A 22,610-nucleotide genomic window follows, 5' to 3' on the forward strand; every position below is an offset into this window, starting at 1 on the left:
TATCAATAATGACAATTTCCCGCAGAGGATTTTTGGGAGCGTTGGGGGTCGCGGGGGCGGCCTCGGCGGCGCCCGGAAATGCGCAGGCGTGGCAATCCAAGGCGCCGCCCGATCCATATGGCTGCCTGGTGGATCTGACCCGCTGCGTTGGGTGCCGCAAGTGCGAGCAGGCGTGCAAGGAGGTCAACGACCTGCCCGAGCCCGCCGTGAAGTTCGACGATCTGACCGTGCTCGACGCCAAGAGGCGGCCGGACCAGAACGTTTTCACCGTAATCAACCGCTATTACCCCGGGCGCATCGACGACCGCGACAAGCTGGCTCCGACCTTCGTGAAGGTGCAGTGTATGCACTGCCAGGACCCGGCCTGCGTTTCGGCCTGCATCACCGGGGCGTTGACCAAGAAGGACAACGGGGCCGTGCATTATGACGTCGATAAGTGCATAGGCTGCCGCTACTGCATGGCGGCCTGTCCCTTTGAAATCCCGGCCTATGAGTACGACAAGCCCATCATGCCCCGGGTGCGCAAGTGTACGTTCTGTTATGAGCGCATCTCCAAGGAGGGCGGCAAGCCCGGTTGCGCTTCCATATGCCCGGTGGAGGCGATCACCTTCGGCAGGCGTTCGGAACTGTTGCGCCTGGCGAAAAACCGCATCGAAAACGATCCCGGCAAGTACCTGAACCACATCTACGGAGAGCACGAGGTGGGAGGCACGAGCTGGCTGTACATCTCCAACGTGGACTTTGAGAAGGTCGGCTTCCAGAAGCTGCCGACGCGGCCCATGCCGCAGACCACGGAGACCATCCAAAGCTCGCTGTTCAGCTATTTGTGGTCCCCGCTGGCCCTGTTCGGGGTCCTCGGGGCGGTAATGGGCGCGACTGCGCGCAAGGGAGACAAGGAGGGCGATCATGACGCATAAGCCGCAACCCGTGGACCGGCCCTTCTGGACGCCGGGCGTGCTGGTCATGCTGGTCCTGATGATCGGGGCGGGCCTGACCCTGGCGGTCCGCTACACCTACGGCCTGGCCGCCGTGACCAACCTGAACAACCACTACCCGTGGGGCATCTGGATCGGCCTGGACGTGGCCTCGGGCGTCGCCCTGGCCGCGGGCGGTTTCACCACCGCCTTTCTGGGGCACATCCTGGGCCGCCACTACTACGAGTCCGTGACCCGGCCCGCTCTGCTGACCGCCGCGCTGGGCTATACCTTCGTGGCGTTGGCCGTGTTCTTCGATATTGGCCGCTCCTGGGCCATTTGGAAGCCGGTCTTCTTCCAGAACCACAACTCGGCCCTGTTCGAGGTGGCCATGTGCGTCATGGTTTACGTCTCCGTGCTGTGGATCGAGTTCATTCCGGTCCTGGCGGAGCGGCTGGGGAGCAGGATCAAGCTTCTGGCCGTCCTGAACCGACTTCTGGACAAGACCATGTGGGTCTTCATCATCCTTGGGGTGGTGTTGTCCTGTATGCATCAGTCGAGCCTCGGCACCCTGTTGGTCATCGCGCCCACCAAGGTGTCGCCGCTATGGTACACGCCGTATCTGCCGCTGCTCTTCCTGACTTCGGCCTTTGCCGTGGGGTATCCCATGGTTATCGTGGAGACGACCATCGCCACCTCTTCGCTCAAGCTGGAGTCGGAGATGAACGTGCTCTCCCCGTTGTCCAGGATCACCATCCTGCTGCTGGGCGTGTACATGTTCCTGAAGATCGGCGACCTGGTCGTGCGCGGCGCGTACACGACCCTGCTGGACGGCTCGGCCCAGAGCAACTCCTTCCTGGTGGAGGTGGCGCTCGGCGTTGTTCTGCCGTGGCTCATGCTGCTCTTCCCGGCGGTTCGCCGTTCGCGCAGGCTGCTTTTCACGGCAGCGCTGCTCATCGTGTCGGGCGTCATGCTCAATCGATTCAACGTGTTCGTGGTCTCCTTCAAGGCCCCGTATGCAAACTACCCGTACTATCCGGCCATCGGCGAGATACTCGTCACCGTCGGGGCCGTGGCCACGATCTTCTTCCTCTATCGTCTGATCGTGACCTGGTTCCCGGTGCTTTCCGCCCAACGACAGGAGGTGTCGCAATGATGAGGAAGATACTCGGATGGCTGGCCTTCGCCGTCGTGGCGGCGTTTCTGGCCGGGGCCGTCCCTTCCATGGCCGCCACGGCTCCGGGCGTGTCCGCCGAGCCCCCGGCCAAGTCCCGGAAGGACCAGACGCCCATGCCGGAAGGCTGGTCGCCCGTCGATCAGGTCAAGGCCGAAGCGGAAGCCCGCAAGCCATATCAGTATGTGGAAAAGGTGCTCATGGAGGACCTGCCCCTGCGCCAGCAGCGGTTGCGCGAGTTGGGCATCGGCCCCAAGGACATCAAGCGCAGCTACGTGCTGCTGAACAGCCCGCTGGTGGAGACCTTCGGGCGCAAGTACGGCCCCGTGCGGTTCATGCACGCCAAGCATTCGGCCGCTCTCGACGGCGACTGCGCGTCCTGTCACCATTACCGGCCCGCCGATCCCGAGGCATCGGAGACCGTGGCCTGCCGCGCCTGCCATCAGGACGCGTTTTCGGAGAAGAATCCGGAGCGCATCGGGCTCAAGGCGGCCTACCACATGCAATGCATGAACTGCCATGAGGAGATGAAGCGCGGTCCGGTGAGCTGCGAGGGGTGCCACGCCAAGCGGAGCACGGACCACAAGGAGCTGGTTAATCTCCCGGAGAATCCCACTCCGCAACAGGTGACCGGGGAATGCCTGCGCTGCCACGAGCAGGCGGGCGAGGACATGCTCGACACGGCCCACTGGCTGTGGCGCGGCCCGTCCCCCTACACGGTGGAACACAGACGGAGCGTCATGTCCGGCAAGGGGACCACGACGCTCAACAACTTCTGAATATCCCCCATCAGCAACGAGGCTCGTTGCACATCATGTCATGCGGGATACGGCTGGAAGGACTCCACCTTCGACTTCACCAACAAGAACAACATCGACTGTCTGGTCTGTCACGACACCACGGGCAGCTACAAGAAGGCCCCGCCCGCGGCGGGTATGCCCGACCCCAAGGTGGACATGCTCTACGTTGCGCAGCGCGTCGGCCCCACCAGCAGGAAGACCTGCGGAGCCTGCCACTTCAGCGGCGGCGGTGGCGATGCGGTAAAGCACGCCGACATGTCCGCCGAGCTGTACTGGCCGGACCGCAACTGTGATATCCACATGGGCGGGTACGACTTCTCCTGCGTGGAGTGTCACACGACCCGCAACCACAAGATATCGGGCCGGTCCACATCGGCTCCGGTGGCCGAGGGGTCCCGCGCCTGCGAGGACTGCCACACCACCAAGCCGCATTATGGCGAGACCCTGCTCGACCATCACCTGAACAAGCACTGCGAGGCCGTGGCGTGCAACACCTGCCATTCGCCCATCTACTCCAAGTGCGCCCCCACCAAGACGTGGTGGGACTGGTCCACCGCCGGCGACAAGAAGCGCGAAGTCGGCAAGGACAAGTACGGCAAGCCCGACTATGACTGGAAGAAGGGCGACTTCCGCTGGGGCGAGTCCGTCAAGCCCGAGTACGCCTGGTACAACGGGTTCATGAAGCGGCTGCTGCTCGGTGACGCCATCAATCCCGAGGCCAGAGGCTTCAATCCCGGCGAGCGGCTGACCGCCGCCGAGAAGGACGGGCTGGTGAAGACCAACATCACCGAGCCCATCGGTTCCATCAAGGACCCGCATTCGCGGATCACGCCGTTCAAGATCATGTCCGGCATCCAGCCCGCCGACGCCAAGAATCGGTATCTGCTCCTCCCGCATCTGTATCCGTACGGCAAGGAGGACAAGACCGCCTACTGGAAGGGCGCGGACTGGCAGGCCGCCTTCAAGGAAGGCATGGAAAAGGCCAAGCTTCCGTACAGCGGCGAGTACATATGGGTGGCAACGGAGATGTACTGGCGCATCGAGCACGAGGTCATGCCCAAGGAACACGCGCTCTCCTGCGTTCAGTGCCACGACAGCCTCAAGGGCGAGAAGACCTGTGACCGCTGCCATCAGGACACCCGCGACGTGAAGTTCCGGGAACTGACGGAAAAGGGCGCGGACTTCGAGCTGCTGCGGATGATGGGCCGCGACGTGGGCGATCTGATCGGCAAGACCGATTACATCGACTTCAAGAAGCTCGGCTACAAGGGCGACCCGATCCTCTACGGCGGCCGGTTCAGCCAGTTGCCGCTCGGACAGGGACCCGCCAAGGACTAGGGAGGAATTCCCTTCGCAAACGGCAAGGCCCGGAGTCGTTGGACTCCGGGCCTTTTTGCTTGTGCGGTTGCCGCCTCGCAGGGCGGACGTCAGGCCTGGATGCCGTAGCGGTCCATTTTGGCGTACAGGGTGTTGCGGCCGATGCCCAGGGCCTTGGCCGTCTTGCTGATGTTGCCCTGGTGGAAGTCCAGGGCCTCCCGGATGGCGTTGGCCTCGCGGTGCTTGAGGAGGAATCCCTTGTCCCGGGAACGGTCGCCGGAGCCGATGGCCCTGCCGCCCGCTTTCTCCTGGATGTAGTGGGGCAGATGCTCGGGCAGGAGCAGGTCGCCGGACAGGTTGTTGGCCGCGTACTCCAGGCAGTTGACGAGCTCGCGCACATTGCCGGGCCAGTCGTGGGCCTTGAGCAGTTCCCCGGCCTCGGGGGATATGGCCGGGCAGGGGATGCCGAAGGCGTCGCACAGCCGGTTGAGATGGTGCTCGGCCAGCAGGGAGATATCGTTGCCGCGTTCCCTGAGCGGGGGGATGGCGATGGTCACGACGTTGAGCCGGTAGTAGAGGTCCTCGCGGAAGAGGCCCCGGTCCACCAGGTCTCGCAGGTTCTTGTTGGTGGCCGCCAGTATCTTCACGTCCACGGGCAGGGGGCTGGTGCCGCCCACCGGGACCACGGCCCGTTCCTCAAGGGCGCGGAGCAGGTTGACCTGCTGGGACAGGGGCATCTCGGATATTTCGTCGAGAAAGAGCACGCCCTTGTCCGCCTTCTGGAATTTGCCGACCCGGCCTCGCTTGGCCGCGCCGGTGAAGGCCCCTTCCCGGTAGCCGAACAGTTCGCTCTGGACCAGTTCCTCGGTGAACGCGCCGCAGTTCACGGCAACGAAGGGCTGCTTGGCGCGGGGACCGGCCTGGTGAATGCCTTTGGCGAAGAGTTCCTTGCCGGTGCCGGATTCGCCGGTGAGCAGCACGGTGGACGGGGTGCGGGCGGCATTGGCCGCCCGGCGGATGGCCTGGCGCATGGCCGTGCCTTCGTGAAGCACGTGTTCGAACCCCGCGACCTCCTCGGGTTCCGCCTGCTTCCGCGACGCGGTGCGCGGCCCGGCCGTGAACTGCCGTGCGCGCTGGGTCTCGCTGACCGTGACGATGGTGTCGAGCCACGCGCCGCTCGCGCTGAAGGTCGGCATGACCCGGATGTACAGGCTGGAGTTCACCAGGCATTTGACGATGACCGGCTCGCACAGGGACGCGTTCTTGGCCTTGGCGAGATACGGGGCCATGTCGAAGAAATCCTCGGCCTTGCGGCCGCGCAGGGCGTCGCCGGAACGGTTCAGCAACAGCTCGGCGGTATTGTTCGCGCTGGTGATCCGGCCGGATTTGTTCAGGAACAGCACGCCGGTCATGACCGAGTTGAACATGGAGGAGAACAGGGAGGCCATCTGGCCTTCCAGCTCGGAGCAGTACAGGCGGCTCAGGTTCTGTTCCAGGGCCCTGGCGGCGTGGAGCACAAGGTCCATGGCCTCGGAATGGTCGGCCGAGATCGGGCCGGAAATGTCGAAGCAGCCCCAGACGTTGCCCCGGGGGTCCAGGATGGGCGCGGCAGTGCAGTTCCACCTGTGGTGGCTCTCGCAGAAATGCTCCGCGCCGAAGACCTGCATGGGCCGTCCCGTGGCCAGGGCCGTGCCGATGGCGTTGGTGCCCACGCACGATTCCGACCAGTTCGCGCCGGGACCGAAATTGAGCCGGTCCGCTTCGCGCAGGACGGACAGGTCGCCGCAGGTTCGAGCCACGCGGGCGTCGGCGTTGGCGATGGTCATGAGCAGCCCCTTGCCCTTGATGAGGTCGTAGGCCGTGCTCTCGATCTCGCCGCAGATTTTTTCCAGGGTGACGGTGAACTGTTCGAGCTGGGTCATGGGGAGGAAGTCCCAGCAACTGCGGGGGGCCGGATCAACCGCCATGTCCTTGCATCGCCGCCAGGAATCCAGCAGGGACTGGTCCACGTTTCTGGCCTTCATCCTCTTGCCTTCCACGAACTGCTTCCAGTTCGAATAGTCGACTTGTGCGTCGCGTTGCTTGTGGGAGCGGGGCACGGGAAGCGGCGCACGCTCCTCTGGTTCGTGCGGGTCCCGCCGTATTTCGAAACCGTTTCCATCTCTGAGGAGCAGGTGCATCGCCTTACCTCCGGACTGACACAGGAAATGTATTTATAACCGCATGGTTATTGTCCTCCAAGGTTAAAACCGTGTCAAGTGTTCCAAATTCGAACGCCTAATCTATGTCGATGTGACGAATTTTTGTTTTATATCGGCATGATGCGGTTGTCAGAAGACTTTTGCGGCGAATTCCACCCGGTTGTTCGCGCCCCGAACAGTTGGACGGTGTATAACGTAAAATGGTGTATTATCTCGTTGGAATAATTTACTTATATGGCTTGGCACCGCCGTTGCAATCCTCCTGCAAACGTAAGCAAAAAACCAGGAGGACTTGGTTATGGCTCAAGATGTGATAATGCCCAAGTGGGGCCTGACCATGAAGGAAGGCAAGGTCGTCCGCTGGCTCAAGGGCGAAGGGGATTCGGTTGAAGCCGGAGAGCCTTTGTTCGAAGTGGAAACGGACAAAATCACCAACTCGGTCGAAGCGCCCGCCGGGGGCGTTTTGGCCCAAATCATCGTTCCCGAGGGCGACGTGGCGCCGGTTCAGGCCGTTCTCGGCATCATCGCCGCGCCGGGCGAGGCCGTGGAGCGCGCTGCCGCGTCTTCCGATTCGGCCCAACCCGCCGGGGATGCGGCCCCCGCAACCACTGCCGATCAGCCCGCCGCTGCCGCCGCTCCCGCCGGGGACGGCAAGTTCGTTCCGGCCATGCCCGCCGCGCGCAAGCTCGCCCGCGAGCTGGGCGTGGACCTGGCCGAAGTGACCGGCACCGGGGCGAACGGCTCCATCACCATGAAGGACGTCCAGGCCCGGGCCGATTCCGCTTTTGAAGGAATCAACGCCAGCCCCAAGGCCATCGAGTTCGCCCGCAAGCAGGGCATCGACCTTTCTCTGGTCGAGGGAACGGGCGAGGACGGCCGGATCACCAAGGCGGACATCCTGCGCGCCATGAATCCGGCCGCCGATCAACCTGCCGCTGCGTCCGCTCCGGCCGCCGGGGACACCGTCGTGCCCATGGAAGGCGTGCGCAGGCTCATCGCGGACAACATGCAGGCCAGCCTTCAGAACGCCGCCCAATTGACCGTGTTCGTGGAGGTGGACGCCACTGAGATGGTCAACCTGCGTGCGCGGCTGCTGGAGCGCAACAAGCGCGATGCCGAGTACCGGCTGTCCTACAACGACATCATCTCCTACGCCGTGTGCCGCGCCCTGAAGCGTCATCCGATCATGAACTCCACCCTTCAGGAAGACGGCATCCATCTGCACGAGCGCGTCAACCTCGGCATCGCCGTGTCCCTTGAAAACGGCCTTATCGTTCCCAACGTCAAGGAAGCCGACACCTTCGGCCTGGAAGAGCTCAAGACCCGTGTTCGCGATGTGGCCGGGCGGGCGCGCAAGGGCGGCCTGAACATGGACGAGATCAGCGGCGGCACCTTCACCATCAGCAACGTGAGTATGCTCGGCGTGGACGGCTTCACTCCCATCCTCAACCCGCCCGAGACGGGCATTCTGGGCGTCGGCCGCATCGTCGAGAAGCCCGCTGTGCATAACGGCGAGATCGCGGTTCGCCGGATGATGACCCTGTCCCTGACCTTCAACCACATGACCACGGACGGCGCTCCGGCCATGGCCTTCCTGCGCGAGCTGGGGGACATGCTGGAAACTCCCGGCCTGATGATCGTCTAGGAGGAGCCCGTGGCGTTGAAACGGTTTGCCATCGAGCTTGGCTACGCCGCCGACCTGCACGGCGAGGACATGACCAAGGCCGCCGTCCGGGCGGTACGCGACGCCGTGTCCCGCATATGCCTGTGCGGCATCGTGGAGATTTGCGGCCGTGATCGGTTTCAGGGCGTGTACGTCCACGCGGACGTGGCCGTTCCCGATCCTGACGGCGTGGACCGCGACGCGGTGCTCGCCTGCATTCCCATCGGCGAGGCGTCCCTGACGGTAATCGTCGGGGGAATGAGTGTGCCGGGGATCGAGGTCCCGTGTTTCGCCCCGGGCGCGAGCAATATCGTTGCGGCCTGCGCCGCCCTGACCGTCTCCATTGAAATGGACGGGGCGGGGGGAGCGGAAGGAACGAACCAACAGGCCTGCGGATGCGCCGCCAAGGCCGAATAACCTACAGGAGAGAAAGCAATGGCTCTCAGCAAGAAGACATTGATTCACATGTATGAAACCATGAACAGAATCCGTCTGTTCGAGCAGAAGTTGCAGGAATTCTTCGCCGCGGGCGAGATTCCGGGCTTCGTGCACCTGTACCTCGGCGAGGAAGCCGTGGCCACCGGAGCCTGCTCGGCACTGACCGACGCCGACATGATTACCAGCACCCATCGCGGCCACGGCCACCTGCTGGCCAAGGGCGGCGACCTGAAGCTGATGATGGCCGAAATCTTCGGCCGCTCCACCGGCTATTGCAAGGGCAAGGGCGGTTCCATGCATATCGCCGACCTCGACCTCGGCATCCTCGGCGCGAACGGCATCGTGGGCGGCGGCGGACCGCTGGCCGTGGGCGCAGCCCTGGCCGCCAAATACAAGAAATCCAAGGAGGTGGCCCTGTGCTTCTTCGGCGACGGCGCGTCCAACCAGGGCACCACGCAGGAATCCCTGAACATGGCCAGCGCGTGGAAGCTGCCCCTGGTCTTCGTCAACGAGAACAACGGCTACGGCATCTCCTGCCCGCAGTGCAAGTCCATGGCCGTGGTCGACATCGCCGACCGCGCTGCCGCCTACGACATGCCCGGCGTGGTGGTCGACGGCAACGACGTGCTGGCCGTGTACGAGGCCGTGACCGAGGCCGTGAAGCGCGCCCGCAAGGGCGAAGGCCCCTCGCTCATCGAATGCAAGACCTACCGCTGGCGCGGTCATTTCGAGGGCGACGCCTGCACCTACCGCTGCACCGAGGAGCTGGAGGAGTGGATGGCCAAGGACCCCATTCCCCGGTTCGAGGCCAAGTTGCTGGAAAGCAAGACCCTGTCCAGGAAGGAAGCGGACAAGATCAAGGAACGCATCGCCGGGGACATCGACGACGCCGTGAACTTCGCCAAGGAAAGCCCGATGCCGCTCACCCCGGCGCTCATGGACGACGTTTACGCCTAAGCGGCGGTTCACCTTTCACGAATCCACATATAATTCTACGGAGAGAACAATGTCCGAAAAAACATATCTTCAGGCACTCAATGAGGCGTTGAGGCAGGAAATGGAGCGCGACGAGAACGTGTTCATTCTCGGCGAGGACGTGGGCCGGTTCGGCGGCTGCTTCGGCGTCACCCAGGGGCTGTTCGATCAGTTCGGCGAGGAGCGCGTCATGGACACCCCCATCACCGAAAGCGCCATCGTGGGCGCGGCTTCCGGGGCCGCCGCCGCCGGGCTGCGCCCCGTGGCCGAGCTGATGTTCGTCGACTTTATCGGCGTGGCCATGGATCAGCTCTTCAACCAGGCCGCCAAGATGCGCTTCATGTTCGGCGGCAAGGCCACGGTGCCCATGACCCTTCGGATGCCCCAGGGCGCGGGCATCGGCGCGGCCGCCCAGCACTCTCAATCCCTGGAGTCCTGGTTCATGAATATCCCCGGCCTCAAGGTGGTCATCCCCTCCACCCCGCGCGACGCCAAGGGCTTGCTCGTCAGTGCCATCCGCGACGACAACCCGGTGGTCTTCCTGGAGCACAAGTTGCTCTACGGCGTCTCCGGCGAGGTCCCGGACGAGAGCTACTCCATCGAGCTGGGCAAGGGCGAGATCAAGCGCGAGGGCACGGACGTGACCATCGTGGCCACCTCCCAGATGGTCTATTCCGCCCTGGAAGCGGCCGAGAAGCTCAAGGCCGACGGCATCGAGGCCGAGGTGGTGGACCCGCGTTGCCTCCAGCCGCTGGACAAGGACATCATCCTTGATTCCGTCAAGAAGACCCACGCCCTGGTCGTGGCCCATGAGGCCGTGCAGTACTCCGGCCCCGGCGCGGAGATCGCGGCCATGGCGGCCGAAGAGGCCCTTGATTATCTGGACGCTCCCGTGAAGCGCGTCGGTGCGCCGTTCTGCCCGGTGCCGTTCTCCCCGCCGCTGGAACAGTTCTACATTCCCGGCGCGGACAACATCGTCGAAGCCGTCAAGAGTATTCGCTAATCCCACACCCTGGCGGGAGGGCGGCTTCGGCCGTTCTCCCGCCGCATTTTCATGAGGGCGTCCCATTGAGCATCGCAGCCATTCTGGCCAATCCCGCTTCCGGCAAGGACATCCGCCGCCTGGTGGCCCATGGTTCGGTTTTCGACAATCAGGAAAAGGTGCGCATGGTCCGCAGGCTCATCCTCGGCCTGGAAAAGGCGGGGGTGACCAAAATCCTCTATATGCCGGACTCCTACGCCATCGTGCCCAGGGCCCTCAACGCCATTTCTCCTTCCATCCCCGTGGAAGCGGTGGAAATGCCCATCCGCAACAGCCAGACCGACACCACAGTGGCGGCGGGCATCATGGAAACCCTCGGCGCGCGGTGTCTCGTCATCCTCGGCGGCGACGGCACGAGCCGGGCGGTTTGCAAGGGCACCACAGCCATTCCGCTTCTGCCGCTTTCCACGGGGACAAACAACGTCTTCCCCGTCATGGGGGAGGCCACCGTGGCCGGGTTGGCCGCCGGGCTCGTGGCCACCGGACGTTTGCCGCGCGACAGGTGCTGCTATCGCTCCTGCAGGTTCGACATCCTGCTCGACGGCGAGGTTGTGGATATGGCCCTGGTGGACGCGGCGGTGTATGACGACGTCTTTCTCGCCTCCAAGGCCGTCTGGCACATGGATAAGGTGCCCCAGCTTTTCCTGACGCGGTGCAGCGCGGCTTCCATCGGGCTGTCGGCCATCGGCGGCCAGTTGCGGGCCATCCGTCCCGAGGAGCCCAAGGGGCTCGCCCTGCGCCTCGGGAACGGTTCCACCATGGTGGTTTCGGCCGCCATTGCGCCGGGCATGTTCGCGGACGTGCCGGTCGGCGGCGTCGCGGAAATGGCCCCCGGAGAGATTTTCGATATCGGTACGAGCCCCGGTCTCATCGCCCTGGATGGCGAACGCGAGGTGGAGATTCCGAGCGGGAGCCGCGCGGCCATCCGGCTGAACACCGACGGGCCGATGGTCGTGGACATGGAAAAAACCATGTCGCTGGCCGGGGCCGAGGGCGTGTTTCGCAAACCGTCATAATAAAGAGGAGCAATCATGAGCAGCGCATTGAAAGCCGCCTTCATCTTCGTCGCGCCCAACGCCGATCCGGCAAGGGACCGCAATTGGGTCAGGACCGAAGCCGTGGAATTGCTGGCCGTGGCCGTGAAGGACTACGCCCAGGCCGAGACCGTGGCCCGCGACCTGGTGGAGAGGGAAGGCATCGCCGCCATAGAGCTGTGCGGCGGATTCGGCACGGCGGGCACCGCGCGCATCGCGGCGGCGGTGAATGTCCCGGTGGGCGCGGTCCGGTTCGATATCCACCCCGGCTTGGGCAACGCCAGCGGCGACACCCTGTTCGGCTAGACGTAGAAAGGACGTATGCCGCGTCGCGGGCGCAACATGGTATGCAAGGGGGTGACCCTTTGCCCGCCAGAGGCGAAATCACCCGACCAACGCCGCGACTCGGCTTTCAACGTCTGGTTTTTATTCAGCGAGTGGGGATAGTTCCTGAAAAAAGGGGCCGCATCCAATGGATGTCGGCCCCGCAAGACTGTTCGCGAAGAGCCTAGGAGCCGGCGAGCACGTGTTCCTTGGTCACGAAACAGGTGAACGTCCCGCTGAAGACCACGTCTTCGCCGCACGACACCTCCACCTGCACGAGATGCTTGCGCTCCTGCGGGGTCTGGTCCTTTGCCCTGGCCACAAGGACGTCTCCCACGCGCGACGGCTTCAGAAAACGGGTTTCGGCAGCGCCGAGGACCACGTTGGGGTGGTTGACGGACAACATGGCCGCGTAGTCGGCCAGTCCGAAAATGAAGCCGCCGTGGACCAGTCCGCTGGCGTCGGCGGCCATGCACGGGGCGCATTCGAGCCGCACCGCGCTGCTTCCTTCCTTTACCTCGATCGGCTCGCCGCACAGGGCGCGGTCGATGCTTTCGTGGGTCTTTATCTCCATCAATGCCTCCGGGAATGCGGCTCGGTCGTCCGCCGTCGGGCAGGCGGCGGAACTCCGGGGCCGCGGGGCGCGCATTCCGCCCCCGGGCCCCGACAAAATCCGCCGTCCGGTTAATCGAAAAGGTCGTCCAGTTCGTCGAACACGTAGTGCATGTACATGACCTTCGGCGAGCCGCCCATGGAAATGGCCAGCATGGCCGCCTGCATGATTTCTTCCTTGGTCGCGCCGTGGCTGGCCGCGCCCTGGATATGAAGGGAAATGCACATTTCACACTGGGACATCATGGAACAGGCCACGTGGATCAGTTCCTGCGTCTTGTGATCGATGGGCCCAAACTGGCTGATCTCCTTTGTGAAGGCAAGGTAATTCGGGAAGACGTTGCCCGCCCGCTGCGTCATCTTGGCCAAGGTCGTTGCTGCTTTTTCGGCTGCATCCATGAGAGTTTCTCCTGGGTTTTGATGTTGAGATGCACGAATAAAGCAAGGAGTATGCCCCGGCTGTTTTTGTCTTATAAAACGGTATGTTTTGCAGAATATCGGATTGTGGAGATGGGGAAAGGGGGCCGGAGCCTGTCCCGGACATGAACATTGCTCGGATTTCGAACAGGCACGTTCGGGACGCGGCAGGCTCAGAACAGGCAGTCGAGGAGGGCGGGCAGGGTAACGCCGTGCAGGTAGTCGTCGAGGGGGATTCCGGCCAGCCGCGCTTCGATCTCACGGCGTTCGTGGCGGCTTCCGACAAGCCGTTCCTCCAGTTCGCCGACGTCGCGAACGCCAAAGTAGTCGCCGAACAGGCGGGCCTTGAGGACGCGCCCCTTCTTTACGTACAGGTTCACGTCCAGCAGGCCGCCGGGGGTGCGGGTGCGCTTGCTGAAGTTGTAGGCGGGGGAGGAGCCGAAGTTCCAGTCCCAGGTGCGGTACCGTTTGTCGGCCAGTCGGTCGATGGTCTCGGTCTCGTCGCCGGTCAGGGCCGTTTCGTCCGGGGATGCGCCGCCGGATACGAAATTCATGAGTGCCTCAATGAATTCCGTGACTTCCATGGGCTTTTTCAGGTGGCTCGATATGTTCGTCACCCTGGAGCGCACACTCTTGACCGCCTTGTCCTGGTATTTTTCCGGGGCCACGCGCAATGCGCCGGAGAGGTCGGTCATGTCCGAGGCGAAGAGCAGGGTGCCGTGGTGGAGGACGCGCCCGCCATGGAAGTGCTGGGCGTTGCCCGAGAACTTCTTTCCGTCGATGAGCAGGTCGTTGCGTCCGCTGAAGACGCATTCAACGCCCATGGAGCGCAGTGCCTGCTGAATGGGGATGGTGAACCGCTCGAAGTCCAGCCCTTCCGACGGGTTGCCGTTATTGATGAAGGTGAAGTTGATGTTTCCAAGGTCGTGAAACACGGCCCCGCCGCCGCTCAGTCTGCGGACCACCGGAATATCCCGCTCGCGGGTGAAGGTCTCGTCGATTTCCGCCAGGGTGTTCTGGTTTCGCCCGACAATGACCGCGGGCCGGTTGCGCCAGAGCATGAAGACTTCGTCGCCGGATTCCGTAAGCAGCCATTCCTCGGCGGCCAGGTTGAACGCGGGGTCGGTGGATTGGTTATGGATGTATCGCATGAACGCTCCTTTGTGGCGGGCATTGCAAAAGGCGGGCCCCGGGATCTCGGGCCGATCGCCCTATACCCGCTGCCGGACCGTCGGGCAAGACCCTCCCGGGCTGTCCGGCTGGTCTCGGGCGGCCGAAGGGGGTATGACCCTTGCATCGGGAACGCCGCAAGGAGGGCAAAAACGTGACCGAGTGCATCGATATCGATCTGGTGGCCAACGCCGGGGTTCTGGTCCGGGGCGGCGGCCTGGGGCTGCTCGTGGACGGCGTTCACGACGAGGGCGGGCATCCGTTCAGCCGGGTGGGGCCGGACACCGTGGCGCGCATGGTTCGGGGAGAGGGCGTCTTCGCGGACCTGGATTACCTGCTGTTTACCCATGAGCATCCGGACCACTTCACCCCGAAGCTGACGTTGGAGCTTCTTCGCCGCAGACCCGTCAGGGGCGTGCTTCTGCCGGACGCGGCCCAAGGCTCGTCCGAGCTGGCGCGGTTCACGGACGCGCTTGTGGAGATGGGCGTTCCGCACTGGCCCCTCGGGCTCGCGCCGGGCTGTGTCAGGAGAGTAGAGCCCGAGCCCGGTCTGGCCGTCACCGCCGTGGGCGCACGTCACATGGGACCGAAGTTCCGGGGCGTACGCAACGATTGCCTGCTCGTCACCCTGGACGGCATGAACCTGCTTTTCACCGGCGACGCCGACCACGTTCCGGAATACTACGAGGACGCCCTGCGCGACGTTGATATCGACGCGGTTTTCGTCAATCCGATCTTCTACCACAACCCGGACGGCCAGGCGGTCATCAACGACACCTTCCGCCCGCGCGAGGTGTTCATTTACCACATGCCGCCCAAGGACGACGATCCCTTCCATCTCGTCTTCACGGTCAAGCGGGCGCTGGAACGTCACGCCCGGCCGGACATGCCGGTCCGCGTGCTCGATGCGGACAACGCGGCCGCGCGTCTCTGTCGGGCGGGGACGTAACCCCGCGTTTCGCGAACCGGATTGCGGTCAGGGGCGATTGCGGCTACTTATGGAGGAAGGATCACAACCATGCCCACGGCCACATCATCTCCACGCAATTCCGGCTCCCGGCTTTCGGACCGACTCAAGAAACAGTTGTTTCTCTACGCCTCCGGGGCGCTGCTCGTCCTGACGCTCGGCGTGGGGCTTTCCGTGGTGGCCACGCTGTTCAGCCAGCTCAAGCAGGCCGAGGAGGCCGGGCTGGCCCACATCGCCGAGACGCGCGCCCTGGCCGTGGGCGAATGGTGCCGCCGGGCCGTGGATCTGTCCCGGCAGGTGACCAGCCGGACCCGCATCCGGGAAGAGCTGGCCGCATACAACGCGGGCCGCCGCTCCCTCAAGGAGCTGGCCGATTTCACCAGGCCCAAGCTCGAAGACGCCATGAACCTGTCCGAGGAAGTAGTCGGTCTGACCCGCCTTGATCGGGACGGACGTTTCGTGACTTCGGTTGGCGTGGCCGTGCCCGAGGCCCTTGCGGCCGATCTGGCCGCGCCCGGCAAGGACGTACGCTTTTCCGGCCCTGCGGTTCTGGGCGGCGCGCCGTGTCTGGTCATCGCCGCGCCCATCATGGACCGCGCCGGGCGCGGACTGGGCGCGGACCTGGTGGTCATGAACATTTCCCGGCTCCTCGGGATCATCGAAAGCGGCAGGAAAGTGCGGGGCGCGGGAACCATCGGCCTCGGCTACGCTTCCGGGGAAGGCGCCAAGCCGTTCCCGGACGGGGCGGGCGGAACGGCCGGGGGAGGGGCCAGCCAGGCGGAGGCGTTGCGTCTGGCCGTGGCCGGAAAGACCGGCATCCTGGTCTCCGGCGACGAGGTTACGGCCTATACTCCGGTAAGCGGCTGCGGATGGGGACTGGCCGTGTCCATCAATGAACGCGAGCTGTACAATCCGATCAGGCTGCGGCTCATCCAATTGGCCCTGTACTCCCTGCTCATCTATGCGGTCTGCCTCATCGGCCTGTGGCGGCTTTTGCGCCCCCTGACCGGGCGGCTGCTGCTCCACGCCTCGGAGCTGGAGTCCGAGGTGGACGCCAAAACCTCGACCCTCAAGTCCGAGCTGGACGCCCGGCTCAAGGCGGAGCGCGCTCTTGAGGAGGCCCGCCGTCAGCTTGAGGATCGCGTGCGCGAGCGCACCCGCGAGCTGGCCCTGGCCAACGAGGAGCTGCGCGAGATTCACAGCCGTCTGGAGGTGGAGCACGAGCAGCGCAAGATTCTTTCCCGCGACCTTATCAACCTTCTGGAAGAGGACCGCCGGGAGGTGGCCCGCGAGCTGCACGATCACACCGGACAGCTCCTGACCACCCTGCGGCTCGATTTGCAAGCGGCTCTGGAGTCCCTGGCTTCGTCCGAAGGGTGTTGCCGTGGGCAGTTGGAGAGCGCGGCGGACAAGATCACCCTGGTCCAGCGGGACATCAAGTCCATTTCCAAGGGGCTGAGGCCCGACACGCTGGAGTATCTCGGCCTGGCGCAGGCCATCGAGGCGCTGCTCGACGAGTATCGCGCCTCCACCGACCTGGACATTCATTTCTTCCATAAGGGCGTTCCCAAACGCTTTGACAGCCAGAAGGAGCTGGCCCTATACAGGATTACCCAGGAGGCGTTGACCAATACGGTTAAATACGCCGGGGCGAAACAGGTCCACATCAGCCTGATCGACCGCGACGGGCGGCTCAATCTGACCATCGAGGACGACGGCCGGGGATTCGACCCGGCGGCCGTGGCCGAGGCGGCGGGGGCGTCCGGCAGCCTGGGCCTGACCCTGATGAAGGAGCGCATGGTTCAGCTCGAAGGGACCTTCCATCTCGAATCCGCGCCCGGACGGGGCACGCAGATTCTGGCCGAGCTGAATATCCGGGACACCAACGATGCATAAAACCACTCTGCTTATCGCCGACGACCACCAGGTGGTCATCGCGGGCATCCGCAGCCTGCTCGCCTCGCGCCGCGACATCGAGATCGTGGGCGAGGCCGCCAACGGGGCCGAGGCCGTGGCCCTCTCCCGGGAACTGCGCCCGGACATCGTCATCATGGATATCTCCATGCCCGAGATGGACGGGGTGGAGGCCACCGGGCGCATCCGCGAGGTCTCCCCGGACACGCGGATCATCATCTATACCATGCACTCGGACCAGCGGTTCATCCTGGAGCTGTTCAAGGCCGGCATCTTCGGCCATGTACTCAAGGAAGGGCCGCCCGCCGAACTCTGCGCCGCCGTGGAGGCGGTCATGGCCGGACAGACCTACTTCACGACCATCGACCCGGCCGCGCTCCTGCGCCAGCTTTCCCCGGATCGGGCGGACGAGGCCGCGCTGTTCGACCACCTGAGCCCGCGCGAGCTTGAGGTCTTCCGGCTTCTGGCCGACGGCCTCACCGTCAAGGAAGCGGCGGCGAAACTCCACATCAGTCCCAAGACCGTCGAGACCCACAAGTACAACCTGATGGAAAAGCTGGAGGTCGGGACTATCCCGGACCTGACCAAGCTGGCCATCCGCCACGGGCTCATCGCGGTCTGACGCCGGGTCGACATCTTCCTTCGGGAAATTCCCCACCCCCGGCGGAGCTTCGTCTCGGCCGTCATTCAATGAATGCTTTTCAACATATTGTTTTCATGAGGTAATTCGAAGGCGTTTCGCTGCGTCGTTTTCGAAAAAGGAACCGCTGAATCAGAAGCTTCCCGATTGTTCCGGTTGCAAATCCGTCGCATTCTCCGGGTAAACGCGAAAAGCGCAACCGGAGGTTTCATGGACAGACGGAAATTTCTCAAGCTCGCCTGCGCCGGGGTGCCCGCCCTGGGCGCGCTCAGGGCGGCGGAAGCGCGTGCCGGGGGCGAAACGCCGCGGTACGCTATGGTCATAGATCTCAGGCGGTGCGTGGGCTGCCATTCCTGTTCGGTCTCCTGTTCCGTGGAGAATCGGGTTCCCGTGGGAAAATACCGCGCCTCGGTGGGAGAATACATCATCGAGGACGCGGCTCCGACCGTGGCCCCGCTGCCCCGGCTCTGCAACCATTGCGAGGAGCCCGCCTGCGTGCCGGTCTGTCCGGTGCACGCCACCTACAAGAACAAGGACGGGCTGGTCCTGGTGGACAGCGACAAGTGCCTTGCCTGCGGCTTTTGCGTGCAGGCCTGCCCCTACGACGCCCGCTACATCAACCCCGACACCCGCTCGGCGGACAAGTGCACCTTTTGCGTTCACCGCCTTCATGCCGGGCTGCTGCCCGCCTGCGTGGAGAACTGCGTGGGCGGGGCGCGCATTTTCGGCGACATGAACGACCCTGAGAGCCTGGTCAGCCGGACGCTCAAGGAACACGAAGGCGCGATAAAGGTCCTGGCCCCGGAAATGGGAACCAGGCCCAACGTCTATTACGTCAATCTGAACGCCTTCCTGGAGAGTCCGGCCAATGTCGGACTGCCCATGGCCGAAGGCGCGCAGGCCGTTGGAGGTGGACATGCCTAGGGTCATCGAATTGGTCAACGTGCCTCCGGCAATAACCTGGGAGATTCTGGAGCCGCTCGCCCTGGCCCTGCTCACGTCGGCGGCCGTCGCGGTTCTGCTGGCCGGGGTGCTCGTCCTGGCGGGAAGAAGCGGGGAAGGCCGCAGGACCCTGTTCGCGACGGGCATCGCCTCGGCCATGACCGGCATGGGCGCGCTCGCCTTGTCTCTGGGCAACCCCTTCCATCTCTACATGTTCATGATTTCGCCCGCCTTCAGTTCCTGGACGACCATCGGCACCTTCCTGCTGCCAGTGTTTCTCGGGATGTCCCTGCTGGCCCTGTACCTGGACGCTGGGGATGACGGCATGGCCAGGCCCGTGGCCGGGCTGGCGATCCTCTTCGCCCTGGGCGTGCTGGTCTACGCGTCTCGCGAGATAGGCTACCTCAAGGGCAGGGTCATGTGGACCTCCGCGATGCTGCCGTTCGGCTTCGCGCTGGCCGGACTGTCCGGCGGCGCGGGGCTGGCCGCGCTGTTGGGCGGGCTTCGGCGGCAGGCCGCGCCGGGCTGGCTGCTCCTGGCCATGAGCGGAGCGTCCCTGGCCTGCGCCGGGGCCGGTTTCCTGCTCACTCCGCCCGAGGGGTATGTCCTGGCCGCTCCCGGGGTCTGGAACGCGCTTTCGCTGATCGGAGTCGTCGGAGCCGTCCTCGGCCTGATCGCCCTCAAGGCGCGGGGCCTGGCGTCTCTGGCCGGGCTGGTCGGCTACGGCGCGGGGCTGGGTTTCTTCGTCCGGCTCATCTTCCTCGGCCAGGCGGTCCCCCGCAAATCGTTTACCGCCGTCGACGCGGGTGCGGCGGCCCATCTCGTCTCGGCCCAGTCCCTGTTGTCCATCGCCGGAAGCCTGGTCTTCCTGGTGGGGCTCGGCCTGGTCCTGAAGTCCCTTTTCAGCAACGTCGCCACGGCGAGGAAGGAGCATTCCCATGGATAAAGACAGACGCGAACTCGTCAGGAACGGCCTCGCGGCCGCCGGGCTGGGTGTTCTCGGCGCGGCCGCTCTCCTCAAGCCGGGCAGAGCCGGGGCCGAACCTTCGGCCGGCGTTGCCGAGGACCCGAAGAAGGTCTCTCCCCGATCCCTGTCCCCGGAATACGAGCGTACCGCCGATGGCGAAGTGCGGCTCGGCAAGGGGAGCCGCATCGCTTTCAACCAGTGTTGGGGATGCACCACCTTCTGCGGCGTGCGCCTGCACATCGACGAGGCCACCGGCAAGGTGGTCCGGGTGGCGGGCAACCCGTACAACCCGCTGTCCCACGAGAAGCATTTTCCCATGTCCATGCCGGTGAAGGAAGCGCTCGACCGGCTGTCCGCCGACAAGGACATGGGCCATGCCCAACGGTCCACGGTCTGCGGGCGCGGGGCGGCCATGTTCGAGGCCGCGGACAGTCCGTTTCGCATCACCCACTGCCTCAAGCGCGCGGGCAGGCGCGGGGAGAACAAGTGGACGCGCATTCCTTTCGAACAGTTGGTCCAGGAGGTGGTCGAGGGCGGCGACCTCTTCGGCGAAGGCCACGTGGACGGACTGCGCGCCATCCGCGATCTCAAGGAACCCGCCAACCCCGAGCGTCCCGAGTTCGGCCCCAAGAGCAATCAACTGCTCCTGACCTATGCCGTGGACGACGGGCGCAGCGACTTCTTCTTCCGCCGGTTCGGCATGAAATCCTTCGGAACCAAGAACTTCGGCAAGCACGGGGCGTATTGCGGCCTTTCCTTCCGCATCGGCTCGGGTATGTTCATGGACGATCTGGCCAAAAACGCCCACATCAAGCCGGATTACGCCAACTGCGAGTTTGCCCTGTTCTGGGGCACGGCGCCGTCCCAGGCGTCCAACCCGTTCAACCGGTCGGCACGGCTCCTGGCCTCCGCCCGCACCGACGGCAAGCTGCATTATGCGGTCATCGACCCCGTGCTGCGTATGCCCGCTTCGGACGCGGCCCGAGAGCGATCCAGCTGGGTGCCCATCAACCCCGGCATGGACTCGGCACTGGCCATGGGCATGATCCGCTGGATCATCGAGAACAGGCGGTACGACAGGAATTTCCTGGTTCGTCCCAATGTGGCGGCCGCCGGGAAGGCGGGCGAAATCAGCATCTGCAACGCCACCTACCTGGTGGCCCGGTCCGGCGCGTCCAGCGGGAAGTTCCTCCGCGCGGCCCAGCTTGGCCTTGGCGGCGATGAGGAATTCGTCGTCATGGATGCGGCCACCGGCAAGCCCGTCTCTTCGGAGAAATGCGACGAGGGCGTGCTGGAGTTTCGGGGCGAGATAGTCCTGGCCTCGGGCGAGACCGTGGAGGCGGCCACTTCTTTCCAGCTTCTCGCGGATCAGGCCATGACCCACGGGCTGGACGAGATGTCCGCCGTGTGCGGCGTGCCCGTGGAAAGAATGATCGAGCTGGCCCGGGAATTCACCTCCCACGGCAAGAGGGCGGCGGTGGACGTGCACGGAGGCATGATGAGCACCTCGGGCACCAACGCCACCTTCACCGTCCTGACGCTGAACACGCTCATCGGCAACATCAACGCCAAGGGCGGCATCTCGGCCACGGCGGGCAATTTTCACGGCCCGGCCATGAAGGGGCCGAAGTACGATCTGGACGGGTTCCCCGGCGCGATCAAGGCCAAGGGGTTCCCGGCCGTGCGCTGCCGCGCGCCGTACCAGAAGTCCACGGAGTTCAAAAAGAAGAAGGCCGCCGGACAGAATCCCTACCCGGCGCAGTATCCCTGGTATCCGTTCACCCCGCCGAACATGCCCGCCGAGCACCTGCTCAGTCACGTGAACGGCTATCCGTTCCGCTACAAGTGCTGGATCAACTGGACCGGCAACGTCATTTACGGCCACGGCGGACTTCAGCGGGCCGTGGATGAGAGTCTCCGCGACCCCGGGAACCTGCCGCTGATCGTCGGCATCGACACCTTTCACAACGAGACCAACGCCTATGCCGACTATCTCGTTCCGGACCCGTGCATGTTCGAGGGGTGGGGCGGATTCTCCGGCGCGTGGTCCGGCGTGCTGACCAAGATGTCCACGGCCCGCTGGCCCGCCGTGGAGCCCCGGCAGGAGCGGACGGCGGACGGCCGCCCGGTGTGCATGGAGCAGTTCCTCATTGAGGCGGCCAAGCGCATGGGACTGTCCGGATTCGGCGATAATTCCATTCCGGCGGAAGACGGCTCGGTCGATCCGCTGAACGGGCCCGAGGACTACTATCTGCGGCTGGCGGCCAACATCGCCTTCTTCAAGGGGCAGAAACTGCCCGCCCCGAGCGACGAGGATGTCGCGCTGTCCGGCATCGGACGCATCCTGCCGGATATCGAGCGCACTCTGCGGTCCGGCGAGCGCGGCCCGGTCGCCGCCGTGTACAGCCGGGGAGGCCGGTTTGCGCCATACTCCAAGAGCTACGAGGGCGAATGGCTCGGCGGGCGGTGGAAGCGGACCATGCAAATCTACAACGAGACCGTGGGCACGTCGATCAATTCCCAGACCGGCGAGCCATATCTCGGCGTGGCCTCGTTCATGCCGCCCAGGCTGTGCGACGGGAGCGAGCTGCGCACGGTCTGGACCACGGACGACTATCCCTTTGTCATGACCTCGTTCAAGTCGAACCTGATAAACTCCTACGCCGTGGTCCTGGACCGGCTGCGGGCCATCAAGCCCCTGAATATGGTCATGGTCAACGACAGGGACGCCGCCGGGCTCGGTCTGGCCCACGGCGACGAGGTGGAGATCGAAAGCCCGGCCGCCGCCGTTCGCGCCAGGGTGGTGGTCGGCGACGTGGTCGCCCCCGGCGTCATCGCCGTGGAGCACGGTTTCGGCCACCGCGCCCTTGGGGCGGCGAACGTCGAGGTGGACGGCTCGGTCATCCCGGCCAACCCGGGCGCGGCTGGCGGCTTCAGCCTCAACGACCTCGTCCCGGAAGACCCCACCCGCCGGGGCGCATCCACGCTCCAGGAACACGAAACCGGCGCGGCCGCCCGCCAAGGCATCCCCGTGCGCCTCAAGCGGGTCGGCTGACGCCTTCCCGCCCGATTCCCGACTAAACTCCCTTGATCGAAGGC

The 22,610-nt window shown here is 64.6% G+C and carries 19 protein-coding genes; 15 read left to right on the top strand and 4 right to left on the bottom strand.

The features are described 5' to 3' along the window. Window positions 1-8: 8 nt before the first annotated feature. From hybA to LF599_RS03930, 3 genes are read left to right on the top strand one after another with little or no spacing between them, the layout of a single operon-like run. On the top strand, window positions 9-917 hold the full coding sequence (gene hybA / locus LF599_RS03920; protein WP_279522365.1) for a hydrogenase 2 operon protein HybA: 909 nt from the start codon (window positions 9-11) through the stop codon (window positions 915-917). Next, the gene (gene nrfD / locus LF599_RS03925) at window positions 907-2,070 is read left to right on the top strand and encodes an NrfD/PsrC family molybdoenzyme membrane anchor subunit (protein ID WP_269941714.1); all 1,164 of its coding nucleotides are present in this window, start codon (window positions 907-909) and stop codon (window positions 2,068-2,070) included. The genes hybA and nrfD (LF599_RS03925) overlap by 11 nt, the downstream gene beginning before the upstream one ends. After that, window positions 2,067-4,226 (top strand): tetrathionate reductase family octaheme c-type cytochrome, encoded by a 2,160-nt coding sequence (locus LF599_RS03930; protein ID WP_279522366.1) that lies wholly within the window; start codon window positions 2,067-2,069, stop codon window positions 4,224-4,226. Before nrfD (LF599_RS03925) ends, LF599_RS03930 begins: the two co-directional genes overlap by 4 nt. 89 nt (window positions 4,227-4,315) lie before the next feature. On the opposite strand, the gene LF599_RS03935 is transcribed toward LF599_RS03930, so the two are convergent. Next, the gene (locus LF599_RS03935) at window positions 4,316-6,385 is read right to left on the bottom strand and encodes a sigma-54-dependent Fis family transcriptional regulator (protein WP_279522367.1); all 2,070 of its coding nucleotides are present in this window, start codon (window positions 6,383-6,385) and stop codon (window positions 4,316-4,318) included. A 319-nt stretch (window positions 6,386-6,704) separates the two neighbouring features. Here LF599_RS03935 and LF599_RS03940 point away from each other — a divergent pair, with 319 nt between their 5' ends. The 6 genes from LF599_RS03940 (at window position 6,705) to LF599_RS03965 (ending at window position 11,864) form a co-directional block, all read left to right on the top strand. Then, entirely contained in the window at window positions 6,705-8,051 is a 1,347-nt protein-coding gene (locus LF599_RS03940) for a 2-oxo acid dehydrogenase subunit E2 (protein ID WP_279522368.1), read from the top strand. A gap of 9 nt (window positions 8,052-8,060) precedes the next feature. Beyond that, window positions 8,061-8,486, top strand: coding sequence for a Lin0512 family protein (locus LF599_RS03945; RefSeq protein ID WP_279522369.1), 426 nt, complete (start codon window positions 8,061-8,063; stop codon window positions 8,484-8,486). 18 nt (window positions 8,487-8,504) lie between these two features. Further along, window positions 8,505-9,464 (top strand): thiamine pyrophosphate-dependent dehydrogenase E1 component subunit alpha, encoded by a 960-nt coding sequence (locus LF599_RS03950; RefSeq protein WP_279522370.1) that lies wholly within the window; start codon window positions 8,505-8,507, stop codon window positions 9,462-9,464. A 49-nt stretch (window positions 9,465-9,513) separates the two neighbouring features. Then, window positions 9,514-10,485, top strand: a complete 972-nt coding sequence (locus LF599_RS03955; protein ID WP_279522371.1) for an alpha-ketoacid dehydrogenase subunit beta — start codon at window positions 9,514-9,516, stop codon at window positions 10,483-10,485. Between the two features lie 65 nt (window positions 10,486-10,550). Then, complete coding sequence (locus tag LF599_RS03960; RefSeq protein ID WP_279522372.1) at window positions 10,551-11,540, top strand: ATP-NAD kinase family protein; 990 nt, start codon at window positions 10,551-10,553, stop codon at window positions 11,538-11,540. A gap of 15 nt (window positions 11,541-11,555) precedes the next feature. Beyond that, complete coding sequence (locus LF599_RS03965; protein ID WP_279522373.1) at window positions 11,556-11,864, top strand: DUF6506 family protein; 309 nt, start codon at window positions 11,556-11,558, stop codon at window positions 11,862-11,864. Between the two features lie 202 nt (window positions 11,865-12,066). Here LF599_RS03965 and LF599_RS03970 read toward each other — a convergent pair whose 3' ends face one another. The 3 genes from LF599_RS03970 to LF599_RS03980 form a co-directional block, all read right to left on the bottom strand. Then, entirely contained in the window at window positions 12,067-12,456 is a 390-nt protein-coding gene (locus LF599_RS03970) for a PaaI family thioesterase (RefSeq protein ID WP_269941706.1), read from the bottom strand. Window positions 12,457-12,566: 110 nt separating this feature from the next. Beyond that, a complete protein-coding gene (locus LF599_RS03975) occupies window positions 12,567-12,893 on the bottom strand; it encodes a carboxymuconolactone decarboxylase family protein (protein ID WP_269941862.1) in 327 nt (108 codons plus the stop codon). Between the two features lie 191 nt (window positions 12,894-13,084). After that, window positions 13,085-14,062 carry a lipoate--protein ligase gene (locus tag LF599_RS03980; RefSeq protein ID WP_279522374.1) on the bottom strand — a complete coding sequence of 326 codons (978 nt, stop codon included), beginning with the start codon at window positions 14,060-14,062 and terminating at the stop codon, window positions 13,085-13,087. A 140-nt stretch (window positions 14,063-14,202) separates the two neighbouring features. On the opposite strand from LF599_RS03980, the gene LF599_RS03985 reads away from it, so the two are divergent. From LF599_RS03985 to LF599_RS04010, 6 genes are all read left to right on the top strand, one after another. Next, entirely contained in the window at window positions 14,203-15,030 is an 828-nt protein-coding gene (locus tag LF599_RS03985) for an MBL fold metallo-hydrolase (RefSeq protein WP_279522375.1), read from the top strand. A 69-nt stretch (window positions 15,031-15,099) separates the two neighbouring features. After that, window positions 15,100-16,944 carry an ATP-binding protein gene (locus tag LF599_RS03990; protein ID WP_279522376.1) on the top strand — a complete coding sequence of 615 codons (1,845 nt, stop codon included), beginning with the start codon at window positions 15,100-15,102 and terminating at the stop codon, window positions 16,942-16,944. Then, the gene (locus LF599_RS03995) at window positions 16,937-17,584 is read left to right on the top strand and encodes a response regulator transcription factor (RefSeq protein ID WP_279522377.1); all 648 of its coding nucleotides are present in this window, start codon (window positions 16,937-16,939) and stop codon (window positions 17,582-17,584) included. Before LF599_RS03990 ends, LF599_RS03995 begins: the two co-directional genes overlap by 8 nt. A gap of 228 nt (window positions 17,585-17,812) precedes the next feature. Further along, window positions 17,813-18,526: a 4Fe-4S dicluster domain-containing protein gene (locus LF599_RS04000; RefSeq protein WP_279522378.1), complete on the top strand. Its 714-nt coding sequence runs from the start codon at window positions 17,813-17,815 to the stop codon at window positions 18,524-18,526. Beyond that, on the top strand, window positions 18,519-19,490 hold the full coding sequence (gene nrfD, locus LF599_RS04005) for an NrfD/PsrC family molybdoenzyme membrane anchor subunit (RefSeq protein WP_279522379.1): 972 nt from the start codon (window positions 18,519-18,521) through the stop codon (window positions 19,488-19,490). Before LF599_RS04000 ends, nrfD (LF599_RS04005) begins: the two co-directional genes overlap by 8 nt. Further along, the gene (locus tag LF599_RS04010) at window positions 19,483-22,566 is read left to right on the top strand and encodes a molybdopterin dinucleotide binding domain-containing protein (RefSeq protein ID WP_279522380.1); all 3,084 of its coding nucleotides are present in this window, start codon (window positions 19,483-19,485) and stop codon (window positions 22,564-22,566) included. The genes nrfD (LF599_RS04005) and LF599_RS04010 overlap by 8 nt, the downstream gene beginning before the upstream one ends. The last annotated feature ends 44 nt before the right edge of the window (window positions 22,567-22,610 follow it).

Source organism: Pseudodesulfovibrio thermohalotolerans, assembly GCF_021353295.2.
GTDB lineage: Bacteria > Desulfobacterota > Desulfovibrionia > Desulfovibrionales > Desulfovibrionaceae > Pseudodesulfovibrio > Pseudodesulfovibrio thermohalotolerans.

Excerpts from the sequence above, each read along its gene's own strand:
- nrfD (WP_269941714.1), top strand. The coding sequence starts at position 907 with ATGACGCATAAGCCGCAACCCGTGGACCGGCCCTTCTGGACGCCGGGC.
- LF599_RS03950 (WP_279522370.1), top strand. The coding sequence starts at position 8,505 with ATGGCTCTCAGCAAGAAGACATTGATTCACATGTATGAAACCATGAAC.
- LF599_RS03980 (WP_279522374.1), bottom strand. The coding sequence starts at position 14,062 with ATGCGATACATCCATAACCAATCCACCGACCCCGCGTTCAACCTGGCC.
- nrfD (WP_279522379.1), top strand. The coding sequence starts at position 18,519 with ATGCCTAGGGTCATCGAATTGGTCAACGTGCCTCCGGCAATAACCTGG.
- LF599_RS03970 (WP_269941706.1), bottom strand. The coding sequence starts at position 12,456 with ATGGAGATAAAGACCCACGAAAGCATCGACCGCGCCCTGTGCGGCGAG.
- LF599_RS03975 (WP_269941862.1), bottom strand. The coding sequence starts at position 12,893 with ATGGATGCAGCCGAAAAAGCAGCAACGACCTTGGCCAAGATGACGCAG.
- LF599_RS04000 (WP_279522378.1), top strand. The coding sequence starts at position 17,813 with ATGGACAGACGGAAATTTCTCAAGCTCGCCTGCGCCGGGGTGCCCGCC.
- LF599_RS03935 (WP_279522367.1), bottom strand. The coding sequence starts at position 6,385 with ATGCACCTGCTCCTCAGAGATGGAAACGGTTTCGAAATACGGCGGGAC.
- LF599_RS03965 (WP_279522373.1), top strand. The coding sequence starts at position 11,556 with ATGAGCAGCGCATTGAAAGCCGCCTTCATCTTCGTCGCGCCCAACGCC.
- hybA (WP_279522365.1), top strand. The coding sequence starts at position 9 with ATGACAATTTCCCGCAGAGGATTTTTGGGAGCGTTGGGGGTCGCGGGG.
- LF599_RS04010 (WP_279522380.1), top strand. The coding sequence starts at position 19,483 with ATGGATAAAGACAGACGCGAACTCGTCAGGAACGGCCTCGCGGCCGCC.
- LF599_RS03940 (WP_279522368.1), top strand. The coding sequence starts at position 6,705 with ATGGCTCAAGATGTGATAATGCCCAAGTGGGGCCTGACCATGAAGGAA.
- LF599_RS03995 (WP_279522377.1), top strand. The coding sequence starts at position 16,937 with ATGCATAAAACCACTCTGCTTATCGCCGACGACCACCAGGTGGTCATC.
- LF599_RS03990 (WP_279522376.1), top strand. The coding sequence starts at position 15,100 with ATGCCCACGGCCACATCATCTCCACGCAATTCCGGCTCCCGGCTTTCG.
- LF599_RS03955 (WP_279522371.1), top strand. The coding sequence starts at position 9,514 with ATGTCCGAAAAAACATATCTTCAGGCACTCAATGAGGCGTTGAGGCAG.